This is a genomic window from Burkholderia sp. AW49-1, assembly GCF_053427845.1.
Genome location: NZ_JBSAXF010000004.1, coordinates 242561 through 267870, shown reverse-complemented (window position 1 = coordinate 267870; position 25310 = coordinate 242561). Strand labels below are relative to the sequence as shown.

Sequence of the window (25310 nt, the reverse complement as noted above, 5' to 3'; positions counted from 1 at the left end):
CGCCAACGTTCGAAATATACCAGCGCGTGACGGAGCGATTTGCCAAGGCCTGCGAGAAACTGCTGCAAGCAGCCAGCGTGCAGGCAGTGGCGGCCTTCTGCGATCTGGGCTGGCACACGGTCAAATCGATCGACAAGATGCGCTTGCAAGCGCGTGTGGCTGAGCCGGACTGGTCGACGATCCGCTATCTGGCGATGGACGAGTTTGCACTCCATAAAGGCCATCGGTATGCCACGGTGGTGGTCGATCCGATCGGCCGGCAAGTGCTCTGGATTGGATCGGGACGCTCACGCGAGACGGCCCGCGCTTTCTTCGAGCAGCTTCCTGAGGGTGTTGCCGAGCGCATCGAAGCAGTCGCGATCGACATGACCACGGCCTACGAGCTGGAAATCAAGGCGCAGTGTCCGCAGGCCGAGGTGGTCTACGACCTGTTCCACGTCGTGGCCAAGTACGGGCGCGAGGTGATCGATCGGGTACGAGTGGATCAGGCCAATCAGTTGCGCCATGACCGGCCGGCCCGCAAGGTATTGAAATCCAGTCGTTGGCTGCTGCTGCGCAACCGCCACAACCTGAAGCCCGAGCAGTCCGTGCATCTGAAGGAACTGCTGGCTGCCAATCAGCCGTTGTTGTGCGTCTACGTGCTACGCGACGAACTCAAACGGCTCTGGTTCTACCGAAAGCCTGCCTGGGCGCAAAAGGCCTGGGAACACTGGATCGAGCAAGCCCGGCAAAGCGGGATTGCCGCGCTGCAAGTGTTCGCGCAGCACCTGCAGGGTTACTGGCACGGAATCCTCGCCCGCTGCCGCCGTCCGCTCAATACCAGCGTCGTCGAAGGCATCAACAACACCAAGTTGGCGCACCGCGCCCGTCTCCATATCCGCCACCGGCACCACCAGACACCCGTTCAGATGCTCATGCCCCGAACTACGGTACACCCCCACCCGCTGCAGCTTCGCGCGCACCTCCCGACCTTGCTTGCTGTACCCCGGCGGCAACCGGTACGTCAGGCTCTTGTTCGCATAGCCGAGCCTGAACGCGTCGATCAGTTCGCCGTGCGTCAATCCGCGCTGCGTCAAGTACGCCTGCGCTTCCGGGCTTTGCTTCAAGGTCGCGTGATACGTGTCGGCCACCTGACCTAACAGCGCCTGCTCGTCCGCATCCGCCGCTAACAATGCAAGGTGACGCGCGTGCGACCGGCTCACGCCCACCTTCTCCGCGCCCGATATCCGCGACGACCAACGACTCGCCGCTGAACGACGGCCTCGCCGGCGACTTCGTTCCAAGCCAGCATAAACACCGAGCCCGGCATACGCCGGGCTCAGTCGTTCAGCTAAAAAAGATGTTCTTCAACACCACGTACACAATGAAACTCATCATCGCGGCAAAACAACACCACCAGATAATTTTCTGTGCCCGCGTCTTCGGTGTTTGACCCGGGAAGCTCATCATAATTACCACCTGACTCCTGTTTTACCCTGATCGACTGTATAACCCATTCCAACCGACGCCGGATTGGAAGTCTTTCCAAGATTTGCACCAGCACCAACGCCAATGACCGTCGCAGTTCCATTGCCCGGTGAATACACAACACCGCCACCAACGGCAGAGAATGCAGCCGTTCCATTACCAGCGTACCCAGATAAAAAGTTGTTGGTCTGTCCAGGTCTTACCGAAGCTTGATTAAGCCAACCAAATTGCATGCTCGCCGCAGCATTAACAGAGTTCGGCACTGCTTTGTTCACGCCATAACCAAAATACGAGTTCCCATCTCGAGAGAACGTCCCCCACGCACTCCCAACGAAGTAATCAATCTGGAAGTTCACGAAGTCCGGCAACCTGAACAAGCCCGGATTCTTCCCCGTCGTCGTCACCTGATATGAGAACCCGCTACCCTGCGCTCCCTTCACAATATACGCCTGCAAATCAGGATCGCCCGGACCCAACGATTGCGTCCACACCGTCTGACCCGCCTTGTTCACGCCATACCGCGTCCACTCCGTACCGTCCTGCGGCATCTCTCCCGACGCTACTCGAACATTGCCCGGCAACACCCCTCCATCACTCATCACCAGATCCATTTGCGCCATCTGGTCTTGAATCTGCTGCACCGTGGATTTCCCGTCGCTTTCCGCTGCCAGCTTCTTCGCCAGCGTCTGCTCCTTCGCCTTGCTGTCCTCGTGCAACTGCCGATTAAACCGATCCACACTCGCCCCGCTCAACGCCCCCGTTCCACCACCCACCAAAGCACCCGCACCGCCCGCCAGCACGTTCGACGTCAGGTTCCCCAGCAGTTCATCCACGTTCTTGTTGCCCGTTGGCCCCGCATCCTTGATCGACTGCGCGATTTCATTGAGTTGCGGGGCGAGCTTCGCCGACACGCCGGCACCCGCTGCGCCGCCAGCGGCTCCGAGCCCGCCAGCCGTCAACCCGCCCGTCAACGCGCCGCCAGTGATATGCAGCGCAACACGATTGTCGCTGCCCTCGGCCCAACTGTCAGCCTCCTGCTGATACTGTGCCTTGAGCGTAGGATCGGTTGCGCTGTCGGCATTCTTCTGTGCCGACTCCCGCTTCCTGTCCGCATAGCTGCCAATCTGCTTCGCGATCGCTTCCGACGCCGCTTGCGCCGCGTTGATCAGATCGGATTGGTTGCTCAACACCTGTTGCAGATCCGGCGTCTTGCTGACCGTACCATTCAGGTCCGACGTATCACGATTCAGCGTCGCCACATCCTGCTTCTGGTTCGCCTTGTCCGTGATCGTGATGTTGCCGGCACTGATTGCGCTCTTCGTGGTTGCATTGCTGCTATCGCTCTCGCTCACGTAGAGCGGCAATGCACCGCCTGTATTCTTGCCGCTCGTCTGGCCGTGCGTGGCGTAGTTGTTCCCACCGTCACCGACGCCGCCACCCGCGCTAATCCCAAAGCTGCTCGCGTTGTAGCTCGAACTGTTCTGGATGTCCGAGAAGGACAGCGTTCCGGTCGTCAACTGGTTCTTGTCCGGCGTCGCCGTACTTGCGATGTACGCACCCTTCAGGTCCGTATTGCCCTTAACCGTGACGTCGAATCCACCGCTTCCAGCCTGAATACCGGACTGCTCGTTCACGCCGGCGTAATTGCCGCTCGCATGGCCGCTCTGCATGCTGACACTTGCGCTGGCTCCGCCCTGGCTGACGCTGAACCCGCCGCCCGAACTGCTCTGGTGCGCCTCGCTATGGCTCGTATCCTGCACCGACGCGAGATTCAGGTTGCCGCCAACATCCGCGATCACCTTGTTTGCGTTGACGTTCGCGCCGACGATATTGGTGTCGCCGCCGCTGATGATCGTTGCCGCGTTACTCGCGTTGATGTGCGTATTGTTCTGTGTCGCCGCATCCGAGTTCGCATCGCCGTGCGCGCGCGACATCGACGCCGACACGCCGAACCCGCCTGTGCCATACGACACGCCCACACTCGCGCTCTTCGACTCGTTCGTGCTGCGCGTGCTGTCGGTATCCGTGCTGTTGACCAGATTGACCTTGTTCGTTGCCTGCAACAGCACATCCTTCGCGGTCACGTCCGATCCCTGGATCGTCACGTTGCCCTGTCCGGCGTTCTTGTCACCCGTCGCCACGAACGCCGCCATACCGCCGGCCTTCACGCTGCTGCCGTTGTTCTGCGTACTGTTCTCGGTAAACGTCGACTTGCTGTGAGACGAGCCAAAACTCAGTTCAACCTTCGCCTCGACCTTGCCCTTCGGATCGTTCAGCGCCTTGGTCATGCTGCCCGTCGCACCGACCAGATCCGCCATCCCACCCGCCGCCGCGATCGCATGAAGCGCCGCCGCGCGACCGTCCTGGCTGCCGCCCGCGCCCTGCGCCTGTTGATTGACGTTCTGGATCGCATCGATCACCGGCGACTTCACGGCCAGCGTGAAACCCGAACTTTTCACCTCGTGAGTTTCTTCGTGATGACGATCCGTTTGCGACGCATCGATCGTCAATTCCTTCGCGACGCCGGTCACGTCCTTGCCTGCAACGATGTCGGAACCTGTCACATGGAGCTTGTTGCCCGCCACCATCGACACGCTACCGTCCGTGCTGCCGATCAAGCTGCCCTGCGAACCCTTCACCGTATCGCGGCTGGTGTCGATCGTCTGGTTCGTGCCATACGAGATCCCGGCGCCCGCACTGCCGAGGCCGGACTTCTTCACGTCCTTGTAGTGATACTCGCTCGAAGCCGTATCCGCTGTCGTGACCGTCAGGTCGTGGCCGGCAGACAGGCTCACGTCGTGGGTCGCTGCGATCGTTGCGGCCTTCGCCGTCAGGTCGTTGCCGGCCTGCACCGCAACCGTGCTGCCCGACAACGTCGTGCCGATCGCATTCGTGTAGCTGCTCGAATCGATCGTGTGTGTCGACTTCGACGACAGGAAGCCGTTCTCCTTGCGATAGTGCTCGTCGTTCGCGCTCGCGCTCTGCTCGCCGGCGTTCAGGTTGACATCGTGCCCGGCGCTCACGCCAATTGCGCCCTGCGCGTTGGCGTACGCAGCCGTCGCATTCACGTCATGGCCGGCGACTATCGCCAGGTTGCCGCCCGTCGCGATCTGCGTGCCCGTGTCGCTCGACGCAGAGTGTTCCGCGTGGTTACGGGCGTCCCACTTCACCGCGTCCTGACTGCTCTGGCGAACCGCATTCAGATTGACGTCGTTGTTCGCTGCCAGCACCGCGTCGCCGGTCGTCGCGACAACAGCCGCATTGGCGTTCAAGTCCCGACCGGCAACAGCCTGCAGCGTGCCGGCATTGACCGTCGATACGCGATCGATACCGGTCGCGCTGCCATTCGCCGCTTTCGCCGAACTGGTCGTGCTCGTCAGATTGAGGTCACGGCCGGCCGACAGCGCTACGGTATTGCCTTGAATCAACCCGCCAAGATTATTGAGATCCTGGTTCGCGCTCGCGAGCACCGTTCCGCCCGACACCGTACCGCTGTTGTCGATCGAATCCGCATGGATGATCGTGACGTTGCGGCTTGCGATCGTGCCCGAGTTCTTGTACGCGCCGTTGGCGTCGACCGTGACGTTCTTGCCGGAGATGATCGTGCCTTCTCCCGTCACGTCCGCCGCGTTCGCGTGCAGATACACCTGCGGCACCAACACCGTTTGCCGGCTACCGTCCGGCAACGTCACCGTCTGATTCACGAGCCAGACGATGTCGCTCGTCAGCGCGGCCATTTGCGCGTCGGTCAGTGCCGTACCGACGTTCAGCCCGAACTGCTGCGACGCCTTCACGCCACTCGCCATCAGCGCTTCGTATTCGCTCTGGTTGTCCGTGTAGTCGCCAATGAAACGCTGGCCGGTCGTCTGGATGATCTGTTGCTGAATCAGTTGCTGCTCGTAGAAGCCGTCGCCGATACGCTTGAGAACCGTATTCGGGTCGACCTTGAGCGCATCCAGCATCGTGTCGCTCGACAGCCACTTCCGATAATCGGTAAAGCGCGGGTCCGTCTCGATCAGGAAGTGGCTACCTGGATCGTTCGTGACCTGATACAGCGCATTGTTGGGCAAACGCGTGTTCGGCGTCACCGTTCGCACGACGACGTCGCCCACGTTCGCCTTCACGGCCGATACCTCCCCCACACCGACACCCGACACACCCGAGCCGATCAACACTTGGCCGCCGACATCCTTGCCCGCCACCGGCGTCACGCCCGTACCGCTTGCGCCCTGCGCAACGGACGTCGCCGCGGCCACACTCTTGATCGGATTGGACGGTTTGCTCGGATCGGTCAGCACCACCGGCAGATCGATCGTTTGTGTCGGAATGGCCGGCGAGTAGTTGGTCGTGGAGGTTGCACGCTCGTCACCACTGAAGGCTCCGCCCGACTGGACCCAGGTATAGATTGCCTTGCCCGAGCCCGTGAAGGTCTCTGTGCCTGTCGCACCGATGTTCTGCACGTTCTTCGGATTGTTGCCGTCGCCGGCCACGATCTGGCTCTTGTCGTTGACGCCGGAGGGCGTGTTGATCGTGATATGTCGGCCAGACGTAATCGTGCCGGGTTGCGAAGCCGTTACCACGTCCTTGGTCGATTTCACGTCGACCGTGTAGACGGTATAGGTCTGGACGAGCCGGCTCGCAACGTCCCCGTTATACGCAACGAGCGCCTGGTTCAGGTTCTGGTAGGCGGTAACGGTCGCCTTGTACCACTGCTGGAAAGGCGCGCAAGCCGCATTGGTCGAAGTCAGGCACGACGGGCTCTGTGGATCGAAGGGATTCGGTTTTGCACCCGTTACGTCCGCTTCAGTGGGGGCCTTGATGGAAAACCAGTCGCTGCCGACGCCCCTTCGTCCGAAAATTAGCGCGGCGGGCGCCGTCATGGCGAACGGCCCCTGCGTGACCCACGCCGGGTTTGCGTCGGGGGGTGGCGCCACGCCGAACGTCGTCCAAATGTCGCCCGGCACCGTACGATATGCACCTGTCTGTGCCGCCGCCGCCCCCGAGCCAAAGTAATTGGCGGCGTACGCCGTGTTGTCGATCTTGCCAGCCACACCGTTCATCGTGTACTTCGCATACTCGGCAAACGGATATTTGGTCGACGGCAGCAGAATGAATTTCTGGTCGTCGTCCAGCGCCCACTGGTATTCCGTGCCCGGATGAATTTCCTGGCTGTTCTTCTGGTATAGATAAACGGTTGAAGGATCGATCTTCTCGGTCGAGCCGGGAACCTGATACCACAACTGATTGCCACTGGCAGTCGTGACGGTCGACGTCTGGAAATTCGAGTTCAGGTTTTCGAATCGATTCGCGGAGATCGTGATGTCACGCCCCGCGTCAATCTGCGCGCCGTTGTTCGTCACGAGTTGGGCGCTGCCGGTTGCCTGATGGTTCGCATCCAGCGCGCCGCCGACGCGAATGTCGTTGCTCGCGTAGATCAGTGCATTGTTCTGGTTTTTGAATGACTGCGCGCCAATGTCGAGGTCGCCGCGCGACGCAATCACACCGCCCACGCCCTGGGCGTTCTGGTCGTTCACGACTGTGTTCGCGCCAACCGCGACCGTATCGCCATAGATCCGGCCACCCGCATTCGTGATGGTGTCCCCCGCCGTCACCGTCGTGATACCGCCGTCGATCAGACCTTCGTTCGTAATCGACTGGTTCGCATGGACGTTCGTAGCGTTCCCACCGAAAATCTCGCCGGTCGCGCGGTTCTGAATGGAATTGGCGTTCACATTGGCAACATTGCCTGCCGACAGTGTGCCGCTGTTGTCGAGCGTACCGCCAGCCGTGGCCGTCAGATCATGGCCCGCCAGAATCTGGCCGGTGTTGGTCAGATCGCCGTGCGTCGTCACATTGACGTCGCCGGCCGATTGGAGCTTGCCGTCATTGCTGAGCGTCCCGGTCGAGACCGTCAGTTGCTGGTCGCCGTTGATGTCGCCCTGGCTGTTGATCAGCGTATTCGACGCTGCCAATGTTGCGGTGCCTTTCGACTGAATGCTGCCCGACGTGTTGTCGATAGTCGGTGCAGTGAGCTTCGCATCCTTGTCCGCGCGAATCGAGCCGGACGTATTGTCGATCGCCTGGTTGGCGTTCAGCGTAACGCTTGCGCCCTCAATCCCGGCCGTCAGCCCCGGCACGCACGCCGTCGTCGGCAGCGTCGAATTGGCGGTCTGTGCATTGCGAATCGTATCGCCCGTCACCGACAGCGCACCGCTCGCGTGCATGGCACCGCGCGTATTGTCGACCGTCGTACCGGAGACCGTTACGCCCCGGTTGCCGCCGATCTGGCCGGCCACGTTCGACACCGTACCGGTGCTTCGCACTGTCAATGCACCGTCCGCCACGAGCGACCCCGTATCGTTGGTCACGGACGCAGCATTGACGGTCGCGGCACCGCTCGACGAGATGGCGCCACCTGCGTTGTTCAGCGCTCCGGTTGCCAACGTGACGCCATTGCCGAGCACCTGACCACCCGCGGACTGCCCTGTCATCACGCTGTTGTCGAAGGTCTGGCCGTGCGTATCGATGTCGACGGTGCCCGTTGCCTGCACCAAACCCGACCGGTTGTCGAACGCCCCCGACCGGCTCGTCAGTGATTGGCTTGCCGCCACTTTACCGAGCGTGTTGTCGATCGTCCCCTGTCCGGACGCGAGCGTGACGTTCGCCCCCCGTGACCGTGCCGCCCGAGTTCAGCAATCCCGCATTGGTCAGGGTCGTGTCGCCCGATGCCAGCAGCTTGCCACCAGCGTTGTCCGTCGTGCCAGATGTCGCCACCGCCAGCGCGCCGGAAACCGAACCGATGGTGCCGCCGTGGTTCGACACGGTCTGCGCCGCCACGGTGGTGTCGCGTGTCGCCGCGATCGTACCGCCCGCATTCGTCAGTGCGCCTGCTACAGCGAGCTTCGTCGCATTCGCCGATACTGTGCCTCGCGAATTGTCGAACGTACCGGCCTGCGTGTTCAGCGCGCCAGCTGCGGTAATCTTGCCCTGCGTATTGTCGAGTGCCTGAGAGACTGTCAGCGCCATGTCGCCGGTGGACGTGCCGATCTGGCCTGCCCGGTTGCTCAGCGTGCCGGCGGTTGCGGACAACCCGGTCGCCCCCAACAGCTTGCCGCTATCGTTCGACAGCGTGCGCGTGGCCGTCAGCGACAATGCGTCCGATGTTGATCCGATCTGGCCACCCGCGTTGACGAGATTCCCCGCCTGGATTTGCGCACCGTGCACGGCCGTCATACTGCCGTCCGTGTTGTCGATCGTGTCGCTTGCGACGGTGAGTGCATTGGCCGAGCTCACCGTGCCGCCAGTATTCGTCAGCAACTGCGTCGCATGCAGCGTCGTGTCGCCAGCGGCCGATCCGATCGTGCCCGACGCATTGCCAATGCTGTTTGCCGTCACCGACAGACCGTTGCCACCGACCATGGAACCCGACTGATTCGAGACGGCGCCCGTCACCGCCACGGCCAGTGCGTCAGTGGTGCCGATCTTGCCGCCCGTATTCACGACATCGGCCGCTGTGATCTGTGCGGCATGTGCGCTGATCGATGCGGCCGAGTTGTCGAGATGGGCCGTGTGAATCGACAGGTCGTTACCGGACGCAAGCTTGCCGTTTGCGTTGTTCAGCGATTGCGTGACGTCGAGCGAGGTATTGCCCGCCACGGAGCCGATCTGGCCCTGTGCGTTGGAAACCGTATTCGCGGTCAGCGTGAGACCATTGCCGCCTGCAATCTTCCCGTTATCGTTCGCTACGCTCCCGGTCGCCGTCAGTGCCAACGCACCCGTCGACGTGCCGATCTCACCGGCCACGTTCGTCAGGTCGGTTGCAGCGATCTGCGCCGTGCGCGCCGTGATGTGCCCTTGGGTATTGTCGAGCGGACCGGACGAGTTCAGCGACAGCGCATCGGCCACCAACGTGCCGGACCGGTTCGATACCGATTGCGCGGTCACGTTCGCCAGGTTCTGCGAACTGATGACGCCCAAGTCGTTGACCAGTTGCCCCGCATTCAGCGTCACGTTCTGACCGCTCATCGTGCCGGCGACGTTCGACAGCGTGCCGTTCGTCGCGACATTGATTGCGCTGGCCGCAGTCACGGTCCCTTGGTCGAGCGTGACGTCGTTTGCGAACAGATTGACGTTATCGCCCGCTGCCAGCGTGCCGCCGCTCGTCAGATTCGCAGCGCGTGCCGTGACGGAGCCACCGCCGACGAGATTACCTGCGGAATCTGCCCCCGCGTATGCCTGCCCGCTGTTGTTGAGCGAGGCTGCCGCAGTGATGTTCGTGTTGCCGCCCGACGAAATCGTTCCGGCGTTCGACAATGCCTGCGACGCGTTCAGATCGATGGTCTGCGTACTGACAATCGTGCCTTGCTGAGAAACGTTGGCGCCATCGATCCGGGTGTTCGCGGCCGATTGCAAACGCGCGGTCGGCGCAATCGTCACATCGCCGTTGTTCGAGACTTGAATATCGCCGGTCAGTGACGTGACAGCACCCGCGTCTCGCACGCCCACGCCTGCCTCGGTCCCGACCATCCGGACGCTATTGGCGAACATGCTACCCAGTGCCTGCACGTCGATCGCGACGCCAGGCGCCGCGCCGGTGCCGGCCTGGGCCTGCGCGGCGTTGCTCGCATAGTCGACACGGTTCGCGCCCGCGACCGCATTGATCGAATCCGCCCACACCTGACCGTTGATCGTCATCGCACGCGAAATCAGGTCGATCGCACTGCCATGGGCATCGAGCCCCGCACCGGCAATGCCGATCTGCCCTTGCGTCACATTGAAACCCGCCAACGTGCCGTCCGGATTGAACGTCGGCACGCCGGTCGTCAGCGTGACACGCGGCACATTCAGAAAACCGCAACCCGAACAGGTGATGCCTGCCGGGTTCGCGATCACGAGATTCGCGCGATTGCCGGCGATCTCGGTCGGCCCGAGCAGTTGACTGGGATTACCCGACGTGACCTGGTTGACGATCACGCGGGCCGAGCTGTTGCCGAGAAATGGATTGCCTTGAACCCAGCCGGCGAGCTGCGTTTGCGAATTCTGGCCGCTGTTGACCAGCACAGCGCCCTTCGTACCCACGTTGTACTGCGTGAAGTTGTTCAGCGAGACGCCGTTTTTCGGTGCGGTGATATTGACGAGCGGCACGCCTGATGCCGACACGCCGACGACCGGATGGGTCGGACCGCTACGATCAGGCGTGATCGGCAACGTAGCCTGCGCTTCGGCGATGAGGGGCTGCATGCCGAACGTACAGAGTGCGGCAAACGCAGTCGCCCGCGCCGCGAACCAGATCGAGATTCCGGAATCCTCGGTCGCAGGACGAACTGCGCGCTGTACACGGGAGCGCTCGCCGCCCCCATGCGCCGACGCGTTCTCGTCAACTGCCACCAGCATGCCGCGCACGGCACTGAACACCAAGCGAAAGATTCCGGAATTCATGATCGTTTTATTCTTGAATGCATGTCAGGCCGGTGTCGCGCACATCGCGCAAACGACCGGCCCCACTCACGTTACTTGCAACTCAGTGCCACCAAGCCGTTGATGTTGCCCGTCGTCGTTGCCGGGATGCCGTACGACACGATCAGGTACGGTTGCTTCGCATCCGAACCCATGACCGTGCTCATCAGCGTCGACTTCGTTTTGGCGCCGAGCTCGGTGAGGCCGACCGAGGACGTTCCTACGAACGATTGGTTCTGGTCATTGCCGATCGAGTACTGCAGATTCAACGTGTAGTTGATGGCCGTATTGCCGAACGTGTTCGTCCCGCTCGTCAGCGTCGCCGTGGCGCCGGTCAGCGAACCCGGCGCCGTATTGCCATCCGCCGACGTCGGACGTGTAGCAAAGGCGAGCGAACATTGCATCTGCACAGGCGAGGTCGCATCAATTGCAACCGGTACGCCGACTGCCCAGACCTGGCCTTGATTCGCGTTATACGTAGCGCCCGACGAATCGGCGCCGTCCGCCCAGCGGCCGATCGCAATGTCGCCATTTCCAGCGAGGTCCGTCACGACGCCCTTCGTCAGCGTCTTGATCGTGCCCGACGAACCATACGGAATCGCGATATACGCACCCGGTGCCTGCTCCTTGAGCGTCGATACAGGCTGAGAAAGGGCCGCCAGCGTGTAATTCCCGTTCGGCATCTGCCCGCCGTTCCACGACGCGGGCGGCATCAGAACACGAACCGTCGAAACCTGGCTCGAGATCGATTGCGATTGCCCTTCCAAACGAATCCCCGACGAAGTCGACGCGCTGCCCGACGGCGCTGCGTTCGACGACGCGCCACTCGATGCGGCACTGCTACCGCTGCCACCATCGTCACCACCGCCACATGCGCTCAGGCCAAGTGCGGCCACCACCGCAAACGTTGTCGTTACGGCTTGAAAAACACGACGCTTCTCATACACGTTCTGCATAGTCTTTCCTTCTGCTCTTACTCGATCGACAAAATCACCGAGTCGCAACATGTCGTTGCGCTCGGTTCACCCCTACTGCTTAGAACAACGTGCTGACCTGGAACAGCAGCGTCGGCGAACTCGTCTTGAAGCCCTGCGGCTTCGACAGCGGGAAGCCAAGCGACACGTCGTAGTTCAGTGCGGCACCGAGCACGTTCTTCGGTGCGAGATTGCCGCGCACACCAACTACGGCGCCGACCAATGTTTCGCCAAGCAGGTACTCCGCGGCCGGCCCGCGCACGCGCCCGGCATCGACGCCGGCATAAAGCGCCTGCGTGCCAAGCGGCGTCGGCACGTACCAATCGAGTTCGTTGGAAACGACCCAGCCGCTCTCTGCAGCCAGCGTCAGTTGCTGATCGAAACCGCGAACGGCGTAACGCGTGCCGATCGTGAAATAGTCGGAAGGGGTCAGTGGCGTACGTGCGTTCTGCATGTTCCAGCCGAACTGGTATGAGAACGTCTGACTGCCGATCTTGAAAGGGACTTGGGCGCTGAGGCTCGCCAACTCCACCTGTGTTTTACCGTCGAAATCGGGTGTGCCAACCACCGTTCCTGAATTGCTGGACAGACCCGGAAGCGATGCGCGCCAGGCGAGCGAGCCGTCGAGGACAACGTTACCGATGTATTGGCGATGCGCGATGCCGAGTTCGTAGCCGATGATGTCGCGATGCTGCACGGGAAGATCGACACCATCCAGCGAGTTGCGACTGATTTTGTGGAACAGGTTGCCGTGAAGCTCCGTACGCGCGTGCGCGTTCCGATAGATCACGCCCGACAGGCCGGCCTGAAGCTGCGACTGCACGCCGCTGTATTCGATCGGCGCATCGAAGCCGGCCACCGTCTGCTTATAGCGGGAGCGGCTCGCATTCAACGTCAGCATCGCATAGCCAACCGGGACGCTGTAGTTGGCAGACACCGACTGATTGCCCTTGTCGGATGAGCCAAAGTTGGCATTCGTCGTGCCGACGATTTGCAGTTGGTCGTAGAGGTGAAACGGCGAGTCGAACGTGAACGAGCCGGACAGTTCGTACTTGCCCGTGGAATCGAGGCCTGCGTTGTCCGTGCCGATAACGGCATGCCAGCGCTTGCCGGTTCCAGGGTGAAAAACGAGTTCGGAGTCCCCAGGATTCAGACCCGGCACGATGTCCAACGTGGCATCGGACTGGGATTGAAGACGACGCAGGTTCTCGAGCCCTTGATCGATGTCGCGCTGGTTCAGCAGCGCCCCGGCCGAAACGGGTAGCGCCGCGCGCAACCAGCCAATCGTGGGCTTGTCGGCTCGGACATCGCTGATGCGCCCCGGCACAACGCGCAGCGTCAGCGTCCCCGATTGCAACGATTGCGTCGGCACGAGAACACGAGACGTCACGTAACCGCGCTCGATCAGCGCATTGTTGGCTGCATCCTGGATCTGCTTGAGTGCGGTCTTGCCGACGCACTGGCCCACGACCGGTTGAAGGAAACGCGCGAGCCAGCCGAACGTATTGCCTTCCAGCGCGATTTCCTTGATCGGAAAGCACGGGTTATCGAGGGGCAGGCTCGTGACGCTGGGCGCCGAAGTCTTTTCTCCGGTGGGTGTCAGCACCTTGGGACGCGGATTCAGCTCCTTGGTGGCCTCGAGTTGCTGCTGCTGCAAACGCTGAATTTGTGGGCCAGACGTAGTTTCGGATGGCGGAACGCCTTGGGCTAGCGCGGAAACGCTCGCCAACGCCGAAATCAACGCTGCCGAAGTTTCTCGTTTTTTCACTAGTTAGCGGCGTAATGGTTGGTCTCTCGCGGCGTAATTTATCGAAATATTTGTCAGCGTATTATCAGAAATTGCAAAGGCATCTGATCAATTGACCGCCCGACTCCGATGATGTAATAGCCTTCTCTCTTGGGCCGAGACCGTCCATTTCAGCGCCAGAAATCAATCCTCAAACTTGACAATTAGAAACACTTAAAGAAGTTAATGACCCGCACACTCAAAGACACTAAAAATGCGATTCCTCTCTTCTGAGTTCGGTGACTCAGAGCACCGAAACACGCGGCCTTTCTCTTCATTTTTCTGAAAAATCAAGACTCGCCGTTACCGAGCGCTAATTCCTCGAATACATTTCCGGTTGGTCACCGACTGCTCCTTCCCAGCGGCCTCAATCGCTTAGACGATCTCACCAAACAAATAACCTTGACTAAGTTAACATTTTCAGCCGTTTTGTTATGCAATGAAATGCAGTTTCAGTCGCGATAGACACACACGTCAGCGTGTCGTATATCTACAACGCACTCTGCAAGTGCAAGGCCGAGTTCGACACTGCATCCTGGTTTTTTTCGATCACATATCACCTTTCAGAACACGGCCAGCGAGGGTCGCGCCACCGCCGCAATCCTGCTTCGGTGCACGTCGCTCACGAAACTTCGTGAGTCCCACTCTCCATACCGCCGTGCCGGTCGCCCTGGCACTCGTCCTCGGCGCCTTGTTCGGGTTCGGCTTCTACTGGCTTGCGACCAAGGACCGCCCTGCTTGCCCGGTCTCGCCGACGCCGCCGGCCGCCCCAGCGGCCGGTCACGTTGAAGAATTCGACGAATGGGAAGCGCACGCTCACTATCCCCACCACGTCCTCCACGCGGCTCACGAACCCGCTTTCGGATCGCTGAATGACTATCCGCCGTTCGGCAGACACGACGAGCCCGCGACGGCGGGTGTGTTCAAGGAGGGCCGTATACTCCGGGCGCCGGTGCGCTCGCTCAAGACAATCCAATTCCTGGCAAAACACATTCACCTACATGGTAGAAACGGCGCACTTTGGTTCACACATCTGCCTTATCCGTTTTTTTGTTCCCAAATTTTGGAAGTAAACGTGCCCTCTCAGACGTTGCGTAGCACCGGCGAACGTTGATACGCATGTCTTCCGCAGCATTCCAAACGAGAGCAACTTCAGTTCGTCGGCCTGCATCATCGGATAAATGAAAGCCTCACCATGCGCCGGCACGACGCTTGCGCCTGTCATCCGCATCTTTTTCCGAGCGCGGCCGGCGCCGATAATACGTACGGCAACGACCGAAGACACCGCACCGAGGCAAGGAGGCACCCGCATGACGACGCCGTTCAAGCTGGGCGACCACGTCCGCTGGAATTCCGAGGCCGGTTACGTGACCGGCACGATCATCGCGATCCACACGAAGGATTTCGACTACAAGGGCCATCGCCGCCGTGCGTCGCCCGACGATCCGCAATACGAGATCGCGAGCGACCGCACCGACCACATCGCCGCGCATCGCGGCCGCGTGCTCGAACGCATTGCCGACAAGGACGCCAAGTGACGCTCCCGTTCTACACGATCGGCCATTCGAACCGCACGCTCGACGAGTTCATGGAAATGCTCGATGCGGTCGACATCGCGCTGCTCGCCGATATCCGGAAGATGACGCGCTCGCGCACGAATCCGCAGTTCAACGAAGCAACGCTCCCCGGCACACTGGCCGCGGTCGACATCGCGTACGAGCACATCGCGGCACTCGGCGGCCTGCGCGGCAAGTCGCGCGGCGTGCCCGACGAGATCAACGGCTTCTGGACGAACCGCAGCTTCCATCGCTACGCGGACTACGCGTTGTCGCCCGAGTTTCGAGCAGGCCTCGACCGGCTGGTCGTGCAAGGGCACCGGCAGCGGTGCGCGATCATGTGTTCGGAAGCCGTGTGGTGGCGCTGTCATCGGCGCATCGTGTCCGACTACCTGATCGCGCGCGGCGAGACGGTGCTGCACATCATGGGCCCGAATCGCGTGGAGCCCGCGCGCCTCACGGCCGGCGCGGTGATCCGGGACGACGGGGCGATCGTCTATCCGGACGTCGAAGGCGATGCGCCGGCAGACGAAGCCGGCGCGCAGCCGAACGCGTGATGCGACACCGATCGTGCGCGCGATGCCGCGACGGCATGAAAGCGCGATGGCGCGTCATGCCCGATGCTACGTACACGTCGATCGGCCGCGCCCGCCGCGCACCCGATACACGGCACGCTCGCCCCGCTTTGCGCCGCCGCGATCCTGCATTACCATCGTGCGTCCACCGCGCACCCGCGCGCCCCGCCACCTCTGCGCACCCGCACCGATGCTCGCTCTCATCATCATCGCCGGCCTGTGGGCCGGCCTGCAGAACGCCCTCGCGGGCGGCGGCTCGTTTGTCACGCTGCCCGCGCTGATCGTGTCCGGGATGTCGCCGCTCGCGGCGAACATCACGTCGACGGTCGCGCTGTTCCCTGGCCAGGTCACGACGGGCTGGGCGAGCCGAAACATGGTGCGCGGCGCGGGCAAGCTGCCCTTTCGCGCGCTGTTCGCGATCAGCGTGGTCGGCGGTGCGCTCGGCGGCCTGCTGCTGCTGAAAACCCCGTCGTCGATCTTCTCGCACCTCGTGCCGTGGCTCGTGCTGTTCGCGACGGTCGTATTCGCGTGGGGCAGTTTCTTCCGCAAGCCCGGCGCCGGCACGCAGCATCTCGGCCCTGTCACCGCCGCGATCTCGCAATTCCTGATCGCGATCTACGGCGGCTACTTCGGCGGCGGCATCGGATTCCTGATGATGGCCGCGCTGACGATGGCCGGCCTGTCGCCGCGTCATGCGATGTCGACGAAGAATGCGCTCGCGGGCGTGATGAACGCATCGGCGGTCGTGCTGTTCCTGACCTCGCCGCACCTGCACTGGCGCGAGGCCATCGCGCTCGGCGGCGGCGCGATCGTCGGCGGCCTGCTCGGTGCGTGGGCCTTGCACCGCGTGAACGAGCGCGTGCTGCGGATCGCGATCGTCTGCATCGGCGCCGCGCTGACCGTCGGGCTGTTCGTCAAGCCGATCTGACGCACGCACCGATCGCGCCGATGGCACGCATGCCGTCGGTCGCGACGAACTCCCCTCGATGGGCAAACGCACTGTGCGCCGGATGATGGCGGGCAATGCGGCCGCGTCGATATCTCGGGCGGTACGGGTGGGCGGGCGCGGCGGGGCGGCTTGCGCGCCCCGCGCGTCAGTGCCTGCAGGCGTACGCGTTCAACTTCAACCGAACGGCCGCACGCCGATCAGCGGGCCGTGCAGGAACAGCGCAAAGACGGCCCATACGGCGAGCCCGGCGACGATCGTCACGGCATCGCCCGACAGCCCGCCGGCCGGATAGCGGACGCCGTCGCGGCGATCGCGCGCGCGCCACACGACGAAATCGACCAGCGACCACACGAAGAATGCGCCGAACAGCACCACCGCGTGCAGCGTGCCGTTCGCGAGCAGGTGCGCGACCGCCCACACCATCACGCCGGCCACCATCGGATGACCGACGAGCGTCTTGATGCGGTTGCGCGGCACGTAGGACGCGGCGATCAGCACGAATGCGATCGCGGTCAGCATGCCGGTGAGATGGCGAACGCCGACGGGCGACACCCACAGCAGCGTCCCGCCCTGGCGCGCGACGCCGTAACCCCAGACGATCAGCACGAAGCCGACGATCGACGCGATCGCATAAGGGCCCTTCCAGCGTTTCTCGCCGATCCGCTCGATGGTCGTGGATCGCCAGCCGTCCGCGACGATCCGAATCGAGTGCACACCGAGAAAGATCGCTAAACCGAGAATCAGGACGAGCATCGGCTATCTCCGTCTGGAACGATGAGTGGGGGATCATTCGCGCGGCTTTCGATGAGCCGTTCGCGAGGCCGGCAGCGGGACCGGTTCGGGTTGCGCCGGGCACGGATGCAATCGCGCCGATCATAAACGCCGGGGCCGCCGTTGTGAAGCAGCCGGAACATGCGGTGCGTCAAACCCGGCGCTTGCACGCACCCGCGGTGGATCGAAAGAAAGAAAGCAAGGAAAAGGAAATGCGCCGTCGTACGCCCGGTGCCCGGCGCTACGTGCGCCTGCGCGTCGCTTCCGGCTTCGACTTCGGCCGCGCCTTGCGCGTCGGCGCCCCCGCCAGCAGCGCCGCGCGATACGCGCCGCGACACCAGTCGAACAGCGCGCCCGCGTCCTCGAGCACGTCGGCCGGCGTTTCGTAATAGCCCTCGAGCGCAACGGTGCGCGTGGGACGCTCGTACGAGAACGGCCCCATCCCCGCCGCGACGAACGCGGGACGGTTCACGTCGTCGACACGCAAAAACAGCGACCCGCGCGACATGAAGCCGAACATCACGCCGTCGAGCCGCATCGCGGCGCCGCTGAAGAACCGCACGACCTGTACGTTGCCGAGCGGCGTGAGCCGATACGCGAGCTCCTCGCCGTGCGCCTTCTCCGATTGCCAGCTCATGCGCTCTCCATGCAGCGGTGCGTCCACACGTCGAGTTCCGCGTCGTCGAAGCCGACGGCCGCCGCGCTCTGGCGGATCTGCCGCCACGTCGCTCGATCGACCGGAATGCCGTCCGCGCCGCGCGTGGCCCGGCTCGCCTCCTCCGGCTCGCCGGGCATCCGCACCGGCGCATCGCCCGCCTGCGGCGACGCCTTCGCCCATTCGACGAACGCATCGGCTTCACGCTCCGCATCGGCAGCGTCGAACGCGTTCGGATCGATCAGCACCGACAGCATCCCGTTGATGATCGCGCTCGTCTTCTGCAGCGTGCCGCCGTAGGTCGTATGTCCGCCGACCAGCGCGCCGCCAAAGATCTCGCACATCGCCGCGAGTGCATAACCCTTGTGCAGTCCGAACGGCAGCAGCGAGCCGAATGGCTGCTCGTGCATGACGGCCGGATCGTCGGTCGGCTGGCCGCGATGATCGATCAGCGACCCGGCCGGCACGCGCTTGCCCTGGTTGTATGCCACCCGCGTCTTGCCGTACGCGATCGCGCTCGTCGCGAAATCGAGCAGCAGCGGCGGCCGGCCCGCGCGCGGATACGCGGCGCAGAACGGATTCGTGCCGAAACGCGGATCGGCGCCGTGCAGCGGCGCGACGAGCAGGTCGCCCGGCACGTTGACGAAATGGAACGACACGAGCCCCGAGCGCGCACACTGCTCGGCCCAGTGGCCGATGCGGCCGAGGTGATGGACGTCGCGCAGCCCGAGCGCGCAAATGCCCATGCGTCGCGCGCGCTCGATCCCTTCGACCATCGCCTCGAACCCGATCACCTGGCCGAAGCCGCGCCCGCCGTCGATCGTGAGCACCGCGCCGCCGTCGCGGACGATCGACGCATGCCCGTTCAACTGCAGTTGCCCCTCCCGCCACGACGCCACGTAGTTCGGGATCATCCCGATCCCGTGCGAATCGTGACCCGCCAGATTCGCGGCGACCAGATGATCGGCAACGAGCCGCGCCTCGCGCTCGCTGCTGCCGGCCCGCGCCCAGAGTGCCGCGACGAATGCATGCAGCGGTTCGGCGCGCATGCGCAGCGGGTCGGTATCGGAGATCGGCAGCGCGGTCATCGGCAAGGCTCCGTGAGGTCGGGGTGAATCCCGTTGAATCCGTTCGGGTCGGGCAGCGCGAACGCTCAGCGCGCGGACGCGATCACGTCCGCCACCGCCGCGGTCAGCTTCTTCGCGTACGGCACGTGCAGGAACTCGTTCGGGCCGTGCGCATTCGACTTCGGCCCGAGCACGCCGCACACCATGAACTGCGCGGACGGGAAGCCGGCCTGCAGCACGTTCATCAGCGGGATCGTGCCGCCGAGGCCCATGTACGCGCAGTCCGCGCCGAAGTGGCGGCGCGACGCGGCGTCGAGCGACGACGCGAGCCACGGCGCGAGATCCGGCGCGCTCCAGCCGGTCGCGGCACCCGCGTCCGGCTTGAACGTGACCTTCGCGTTGTACGGCGGATCGAGTTCGAGCAGGTCCTTCAGCTGCTGCACGGCCTGTGCGGCGTCGACCAGCGGCGGCAGGCGCAGCGACAGCTTGAACGCGGTGCGCGGGCGCAGCACGTTGCCCGCGTCGGCGAGCGCCGGCATGCCGGCCGCGCCCGTCACCGACAGCGACGGACGCCACGTCGAATTCAGCAGCGCCTCGCGCGGATCGGTCGTGGTCGGCAGCACCGGCTTGCCGTCCGCGCCGCATGCCCACGGCAGCCCCTTCCACACGGCGTCGCCGAGGATCGCGGCGGCCGCGTCGGCTTCGCGCACGCGGCTGTCGGGAATCTCGCAATGAAACACGCCGGGCAGCAGGTTGCCGTTCTTCGCATCCTCTAGGCGCTCGAACAGCTGGCGCATCACGCGGAAGCTCGACGGCGCGATGCCGCCGAAGACGCCCGAGTGAACGCCCTCCTCGAGCACCTCGACCTGCAGGTCGCCGGACACCAGCCCGCGCAGCGACGTCGTAAGCCACATCTGGTCGTAGTTGCCGGCGCCCGAATCGAGGCACACGACGAGCGACACCTGACCGAGCCGATCGCGAAGCGCGTCGACGTACGGCAGCAGGTCGTAGCTGCCCGACTCCTCGCAGGTCTCGATCAGGCCGACGCAGCGCGGCCGTTCGACGCCCTGCTCGTCGAGCGCGCCGAGCGCCGCGAGGCTCGCGTAGATCGCGTAGCCGTCGTCCGCGCCGCCGCGGCCATACAGCTTGCCGTTCTCGAACTTCGGCGTCCACGGGCCGAGGTCCGCGCGCCAGCCGTCGAATTCGGGCTGCTTGTCGAGGTGGCCGTACAGCAGGACCGTGTCGGTGCTGCCCGAGCGCGTCGCGGGCGTTTCGAAGAAGATCACCGGCGTGCGGCCGGGCAAGCGCACGATCTCGAGCTTCAGGCCTTTCACCGGCTGGCGTTCGGCCCACTGCGCGGCATCGGTGACGACCCGCTCGAGATAGCCGCGCTTCGCCCAGTCGGGGTCGAACGCGGGACTCTTCGCGGGGATCGCGATGTAGTCGGTCAGTGCGTGGAGAATTTCATCGTTCCACTTGCGCTCGACGAAGGTAACGAGCTTGTCATGGTCGAGGACGGGGGTAGTGTCGACGGAGGTCATGGTGGGGTGCCTGGATAGGGCTGACGAAACACCGGATGATACGCCGATGCCCCGCCCCAGGGGCGCTTTCCGTGGCCGTATTCGGGGCGCGTTCGGGTTCATTTTCCCGCAGCGTTTCACGCGCGCCGAACGCGACTTCGACCGTAATGCCGCGGCCGTCGGCGATCGCACCGATGCATCGTCATCGGCATCACCGTTCGGTAGAAACAATCACTGGCGCCGGCGAGCGCATTTCGAGCGCTCGATAATAACCGACTAATTCAATCAGGGTTTCCCGAGAAATTCAGCCCACAAATTGAATTAACCAGTTCGGCAAAAAAACGATTATCCGATCAATTTTCGAGATACCTCACCATCACCCGCGCACATGACCCGGACCGGCTCAGGATCGCCGCCCGGCCTCATACACCCCCATCCGTTCGCACCATGATATTTCATCTTATTCAATGATGATCATCAATATTCAAGATATTAAATTGCATCGTTTACTCTTATTGAAACTCAATTAGGAGATAAGATGCTGTCGTTCAATAAAGCGACGGACCATTCCGGATTCGTCGACCGGCGCCGGGCCGCGCCACCTCAACTGCATCACGATCATTCAAGGAGCCTCGCATGTCCGATGCCAGCTCGTCTTCCTCCCGTTCCACCGCCGCGCCAGCCGCGACCGCCGCGCCGAAAATCGGCGTCATCCCCGCCACGCTGATGGTCGCGGGCAACATGATGGGCTCCGGCGTCTTCATGCTGCCCGCGAACCTCGCCGCCACCGGCGGCATCGCGATCTTCGGCTGGCTGATCACCGTCGTCGGCGCCGTGTCGCTCGCGCTGGTGTTCGCGAAGCTCGCGGCGATCGACCCGGCCGCCGGCGGCCCGTATGCGTATGCGCGCAAGTCGTTCGGCCCGTACATCGGCTACCAGACCAACCTGATCTACTGGCTCGCGAACGTGCTCGGCAACGTCGGCCTCGCGGTCGCGGGCCTCGGCTATCTCACGCACTTCTTCCCGATGCTGCGCGACCCGCTGGTATTCGCGCTCGCGCAGATCTTCGTGATCTGGCTGTTCACCTACGCGAACATCCTCGGGCCGAACGTGGTCGGCCGCGTGCAGTCGGTCACGACGATCTTCGCGCTCGTGCCGATCCTCGGGATGGCCGTGTTCGGCTGGTTCTGGTTCAGCAAGGACGTGTACTTCGCCGGCTGGAACGTGTCGGGCGCGAGCAGCTTCGGCGCGATCGGCGCGACGCTGAACTTCACGCTGTGGGCGTTCATCGGCGTCGAGAGCGCGTCGGTGTCGGCCGGTGTCGTCGAAAACCCGTCGCGCAACGTACCGATCGCGACCGTCGGCGGCGTCGTGCTCGCGGCCGTCTGCTACGTGCTCAGCTCGACCGTGATCATGGGGATGATCCCGAACAAGGCGCTGCTCGCATCGAGCGCGCCGTTCGCGGATGCCGCGCGCCTCGCGCTCGGCGACACCGCCGCGAACGCGGTCGCGATCTGCGCGGCGCTCGGCTGCCTCGGCTCGCTCGCCGGCTGGACGCTGCTGGTCGGCCAGACCGCGAAGGCCGCGGCCGACGACGGCCTGTTCGCCGGCGTGTTCGCCCGCGTCAACTCGAAGAACGTGCCGTCGGCCGGCCTCGCGATCGTCGCGGTCATCATGTCGGTGCAGGTGCTCGCGACGATGTCGCCGAGCGCGAGCGAGCAGTTCGGCAAGATCGCGTCGATCGCCGTGATCATGACGCTCCTGCCGTACATCTACTCGTGCATCGCGATCAAGGTGCTCGGCTACGGCAAGATGCCGTCGCACCAGTTCACCTTCTACACGATCGTCGGCCTGATCGGCGCCGTCTACGCGCTGTGGGCGATGGTCGGCTCCGACGGCCAGCAGACGCGCTGGTCGCTGATCTTCGTGATCGCGACGATCGTGTTCTACGAGCTGTCGATCAACCGTCAGCGCGAAATCGAGGAAACCCATGTCCATCCGGGCGGCCGCTCGCCGCGCTGGGTGCGCTACCTCGCGCTCGGCGTCACCATCGTCGCGCTCGTCGCGACCTTCTGGATCTCCGTGGGCCGGCACACGGCCGACATCCTTCACGCACGCTCGCCGGCCGCGGGCGTCCAGGCAACCCAGCAAACGGGGGAATAACCCATGACCGCTTCCTTGACCCAACCGGCGTTCCGCCGCCTCGGCATGAAGGCGCTGCTCGTGCAGCACGACATCGACGAACGCACGGCCACCGGACGCGCGGCCACCGCGCTCGTCGAAGAATTGCGCACGCGGCTCGTCGACGTCGTCATCGCGACCTCCGCCGAAGACGCGCGCGCGGTGGTCGACGCCGATCCGGCGATCCAGTGCCTGCTGCTCAACTGGGAGCTCGGCAACGACCCTGCCCATGCGCCCGCGCAGGCCGTGCTCGACGCGATGCGCGCGCGCAACGCGACGGTGCCCGTGTTCCTGCTCGCGAGCCGCGCGAGCGCGGCCGCGATTCCCGTCGACGCGATGCGCAAGGCCGACGACTTCATCTGGATGCTGGAAGACACCACCGCGTTCATCGGCGGGCGGATCGTCGCCGCGATCGAACGCTACCGCGAAACCGTGCTGCCGCCGATGTTCCGCGCGCTCGCGCAGTTCTCGCGCGTGTACGAATACTCGTGGCACACGCCGGGCCACACGGGCGGCACCGCGTTCCTGAAATCGCCGGTCGGCCGCGCGTACTTCGAATTCTTCGGCGAGGCGCTGTTCCGCTCCGACCTGTCGATCTCGGTTGGCGAACTCGGCTCGCTGCTCGACCACTCCGGTCCGATCGGCGAAAGCGAACGCTACGCGGCGCGCGTGTTCGGCGCGCACCGCACGTATCACGTGACCAACGGCTCGTCGATGTCGAACCGCGTGATCCTGATGGCGAGCGTCACGCGCAACCAGGTCGCGCTGTGCGACCGCAACTGCCACAAGTCGGCCGAGCACGCGATGACGATGTCCGGTGCGATTCCGACCTACCTGATCCCGTCGCGCAACCATTACGGGATCATCGGGCCGATCATGCCGGAACGGCTCACGGCAGCCGCCGTGCGCCTCGCGATCGATGCGAACCCGCTGGTGCGCGGGCGCGACGGCATCGATCCGACGCCCGTGCATGCGCTGATCACGAACTCGACGTACGACGGCCTCTGCTACAACGTCGCGCGCGTCGAGGACCTGCTCGGCCAGAGCGTCGACCGACTGCATTTCGACGAAGCGTGGTACGGCTATGCGCGCTTCAACCCGATCTACCGCGATCGCTACGCGATGCACGGTGATCCGTCGCAGCATGACGCGAGCAAGCCGACCGTGTTTGCGACGCAGTCGACGCACAAGCTGCTCGCCGCGCTGTCGCAGGCGTCGTTCATCCACGTGCGCGACGGCCGCAATCCGATCGAGCATGCGCGCTTCAACGAGGCATACATGATGCATGCGTCGACGTCGCCGAACTACGCGATCATCGCGTCGAACGACGTGAGCGCCGCGATGATGGACGGCCCCGGCGGCGAGGCGCTGACGACCGACGCGATCCGCGAGGCCGTGTCGTTCCGCCGGATGCTCGCGCGGCTGCATGCGGAATGCGAGGAAAACGACGACTGGTTCTTCAACGGCTGGCAGCCGGACACCGTGGTCGACCGCAAGACGGGCCGGCGCGTGCCGTTCCATGAAGCGGACGAAACGCTGCTCGCCACCGATCCGTCGTGCTGGGTACTGCATCCGGGCGAGACGTGGCACGGCTTCGGCGAGATCGAGGACGACTACTGCATGCTCGATCCGATCAAGGTGTCGATCGTCACGCCTGGCGTCGCGCCACACGGCGGGCTGATGCCGGTCGGCATTCCGGCGTCGGTCGTCACCGCGTATCTGGACCGGCACGGGATCGTCGTCGAGAAGACGACCGACTTCACGATCCTGTTCCTGTTCTCGCTCGGCGTGACGAAGGGCAAGTGGGGCACGCTCGTCAACACGCTGCTCGACTTCAAGCGCGACTACGACGCGAACGCGCCGCTCGAACAGGCGCTGCCGGAACTCGTCGCGCGCTATCCGGACCGCTACGGCAAGCTCGGCCTGCGCGAACTGTGCGACCTGATGTTCAGCGCGATGAGCGACCTGAAGACGACCGAGATGATGTCGCGCGGCTTCTCGACGCTGCCGCAGCCCGACTTCAGCCCCGCCGAAGCGTTCGAACATCTCGTGCACAACGACATCGAGATGCTGGAGCTGTCGGAGATGGAAGGCCGCACCGTCGCGACGGGCGTCGTGCCCTATCCGCCGGGCATTCCGCTGCTGATGCCCGGCGAGAACGCGGGGCCGGCCGATGGCCCGCTGCTCGGCTACCTGAAGGCGCTCGAGCAGTACGATCTGCGCTTCCCCGGCTTCACGCACGACACGCATGGCGTCGAAGTCGAGGACGGCGTGTACCGGATCGCGTGCATCAAGGAAACCGCGCGCGATACCACCACGCGCTGAGCATGCGCGCCGCGACGCCGCGCCGGCA

General features: G+C 63.8%; 14 protein-coding genes and 1 pseudogene. 7 read left to right on the top strand and 8 right to left on the bottom strand.

Annotated elements, in window-relative coordinates; all coding sequences use genetic code 11:
• Positions 1-14: 14 nt before the first annotated feature.
• Positions 15-848: pseudogene (locus tag ACV22W_RS09510) on the top strand (ISL3 family transposase); the annotation flags it as partial.
• Positions 849-1451: 603 nt separating this feature from the next.
• Here the strand turns inward: ACV22W_RS09510 and ACV22W_RS09505 are convergent.
• The 4 genes from ACV22W_RS09505 to ACV22W_RS09490 all read right to left on the bottom strand — a co-directional run bounded on the left by ACV22W_RS09505 (position 1452) and on the right by ACV22W_RS09490 (position 13665).
• Positions 1452-8078 (bottom strand): hemagglutinin repeat-containing protein, encoded by a 6627-nt coding sequence (locus ACV22W_RS09505; protein WP_448018925.1) that lies wholly within the window; start codon positions 8076-8078, stop codon positions 1452-1454.
• A gap of 1 nt (position 8079) precedes the next feature.
• Positions 8080-10905: a two-partner secretion domain-containing protein gene (locus ACV22W_RS09500; RefSeq protein WP_448018924.1), complete on the bottom strand. Its 2826-nt coding sequence runs from the start codon at positions 10903-10905 to the stop codon at positions 8080-8082.
• A 71-nt stretch (positions 10906-10976) separates the two neighbouring features.
• Positions 10977-11879 (bottom strand): hypothetical protein, encoded by a 903-nt coding sequence (locus ACV22W_RS09495; protein WP_448018923.1) that lies wholly within the window; start codon positions 11877-11879, stop codon positions 10977-10979.
• A gap of 79 nt (positions 11880-11958) precedes the next feature.
• Positions 11959-13665: a ShlB/FhaC/HecB family hemolysin secretion/activation protein gene (locus tag ACV22W_RS09490; protein WP_448018922.1), complete on the bottom strand. Its 1707-nt coding sequence runs from the start codon at positions 13663-13665 to the stop codon at positions 11959-11961.
• 652 nt (positions 13666-14317) lie between these two features.
• Between ACV22W_RS09490 and ACV22W_RS09485 the strand changes: the two genes are divergently transcribed.
• From ACV22W_RS09485 to ACV22W_RS09470, 4 genes are all read left to right on the top strand, one after another.
• Positions 14318-14797 carry a hypothetical protein gene (locus ACV22W_RS09485; RefSeq protein ID WP_448018921.1) on the top strand — a complete coding sequence of 160 codons (480 nt, stop codon included), beginning with the start codon at positions 14318-14320 and terminating at the stop codon, positions 14795-14797.
• Positions 14798-14993: 196 nt separating this feature from the next.
• Positions 14994-15221 (top strand): DUF2945 domain-containing protein, encoded by a 228-nt coding sequence (locus ACV22W_RS09480; RefSeq protein ID WP_448018920.1) that lies wholly within the window; start codon positions 14994-14996, stop codon positions 15219-15221.
• Complete coding sequence (locus tag ACV22W_RS09475; protein WP_448018919.1) at positions 15218-15796, top strand: DUF488 domain-containing protein; 579 nt, start codon at positions 15218-15220, stop codon at positions 15794-15796. The genes ACV22W_RS09480 and ACV22W_RS09475 overlap by 4 nt, the downstream gene beginning before the upstream one ends.
• 208 nt (positions 15797-16004) lie before the next feature.
• A complete protein-coding gene (locus ACV22W_RS09470) occupies positions 16005-16742 on the top strand; it encodes a sulfite exporter TauE/SafE family protein (protein WP_448018918.1) in 738 nt (245 codons plus the stop codon).
• A gap of 195 nt (positions 16743-16937) precedes the next feature.
• On the opposite strand, the gene ACV22W_RS09465 is transcribed toward ACV22W_RS09470, so the two are convergent.
• The 4 genes from ACV22W_RS09465 to ACV22W_RS09450 form a co-directional block, all read right to left on the bottom strand.
• Positions 16938-17516: an NnrU family protein gene (locus ACV22W_RS09465; protein ID WP_448018917.1), complete on the bottom strand. Its 579-nt coding sequence runs from the start codon at positions 17514-17516 to the stop codon at positions 16938-16940.
• Between the two features lie 259 nt (positions 17517-17775).
• Positions 17776-18171, bottom strand: a complete 396-nt coding sequence (locus ACV22W_RS09460) for a TfoX/Sxy family protein (protein WP_448018916.1) — start codon at positions 18169-18171, stop codon at positions 17776-17778.
• Positions 18168-19277 (bottom strand): malate/lactate/ureidoglycolate dehydrogenase, encoded by a 1110-nt coding sequence (locus ACV22W_RS09455; RefSeq protein ID WP_448018915.1) that lies wholly within the window; start codon positions 19275-19277, stop codon positions 18168-18170. Before ACV22W_RS09455 ends, ACV22W_RS09460 begins: the two co-directional genes overlap by 4 nt.
• A gap of 65 nt (positions 19278-19342) precedes the next feature.
• Positions 19343-20797 (bottom strand): M20 family metallopeptidase, encoded by a 1455-nt coding sequence (locus tag ACV22W_RS09450; RefSeq protein ID WP_448018914.1) that lies wholly within the window; start codon positions 20795-20797, stop codon positions 19343-19345.
• Between the two features lie 615 nt (positions 20798-21412).
• On the opposite strand from ACV22W_RS09450, the gene adiC reads away from it, so the two are divergent.
• Together adiC and ACV22W_RS09440 are read left to right on the top strand one after the other, a co-directional pair.
• Positions 21413-22939, top strand: coding sequence for an arginine/agmatine antiporter (gene adiC, locus ACV22W_RS09445; RefSeq protein WP_448018913.1), 1527 nt, complete (start codon positions 21413-21415; stop codon positions 22937-22939).
• A 3-nt stretch (positions 22940-22942) separates the two neighbouring features.
• The gene (locus tag ACV22W_RS09440; protein ID WP_448018912.1) at positions 22943-25282 is read left to right on the top strand and encodes an Orn/Lys/Arg family decarboxylase; all 2340 of its coding nucleotides are present in this window, start codon (positions 22943-22945) and stop codon (positions 25280-25282) included.
• Positions 25283-25310 lie beyond the last annotated feature (28 nt).

Coding starts and splice junctions, on each gene's coding strand:
- ACV22W_RS09465 (WP_448018917.1), bottom strand. CDS start 17,516: ATGCTCGTCCTGATTCTCGGTTTAGCGATCTTTCTCGGTGTGCACTCG.
- adiC (WP_448018913.1), top strand. CDS start 21,413: ATGTCCGATGCCAGCTCGTCTTCCTCCCGTTCCACCGCCGCGCCAGCC.
- ACV22W_RS09440 (WP_448018912.1), top strand. CDS start 22,943: ATGACCGCTTCCTTGACCCAACCGGCGTTCCGCCGCCTCGGCATGAAG.
- ACV22W_RS09470 (WP_448018918.1), top strand. CDS start 16,005: ATGCTCGCTCTCATCATCATCGCCGGCCTGTGGGCCGGCCTGCAGAAC.
- ACV22W_RS09500 (WP_448018924.1), bottom strand. CDS start 10,905: ATGAATTCCGGAATCTTTCGCTTGGTGTTCAGTGCCGTGCGCGGCATG.
- ACV22W_RS09450 (WP_448018914.1), bottom strand. CDS start 20,797: ATGACCTCCGTCGACACTACCCCCGTCCTCGACCATGACAAGCTCGTT.
- ACV22W_RS09480 (WP_448018920.1), top strand. CDS start 14,994: ATGACGACGCCGTTCAAGCTGGGCGACCACGTCCGCTGGAATTCCGAG.
- ACV22W_RS09495 (WP_448018923.1), bottom strand. CDS start 11,879: ATGCAGAACGTGTATGAGAAGCGTCGTGTTTTTCAAGCCGTAACGACA.
- ACV22W_RS09460 (WP_448018916.1), bottom strand. CDS start 18,171: ATGAGCTGGCAATCGGAGAAGGCGCACGGCGAGGAGCTCGCGTATCGG.
- ACV22W_RS09455 (WP_448018915.1), bottom strand. CDS start 19,277: ATGACCGCGCTGCCGATCTCCGATACCGACCCGCTGCGCATGCGCGCC.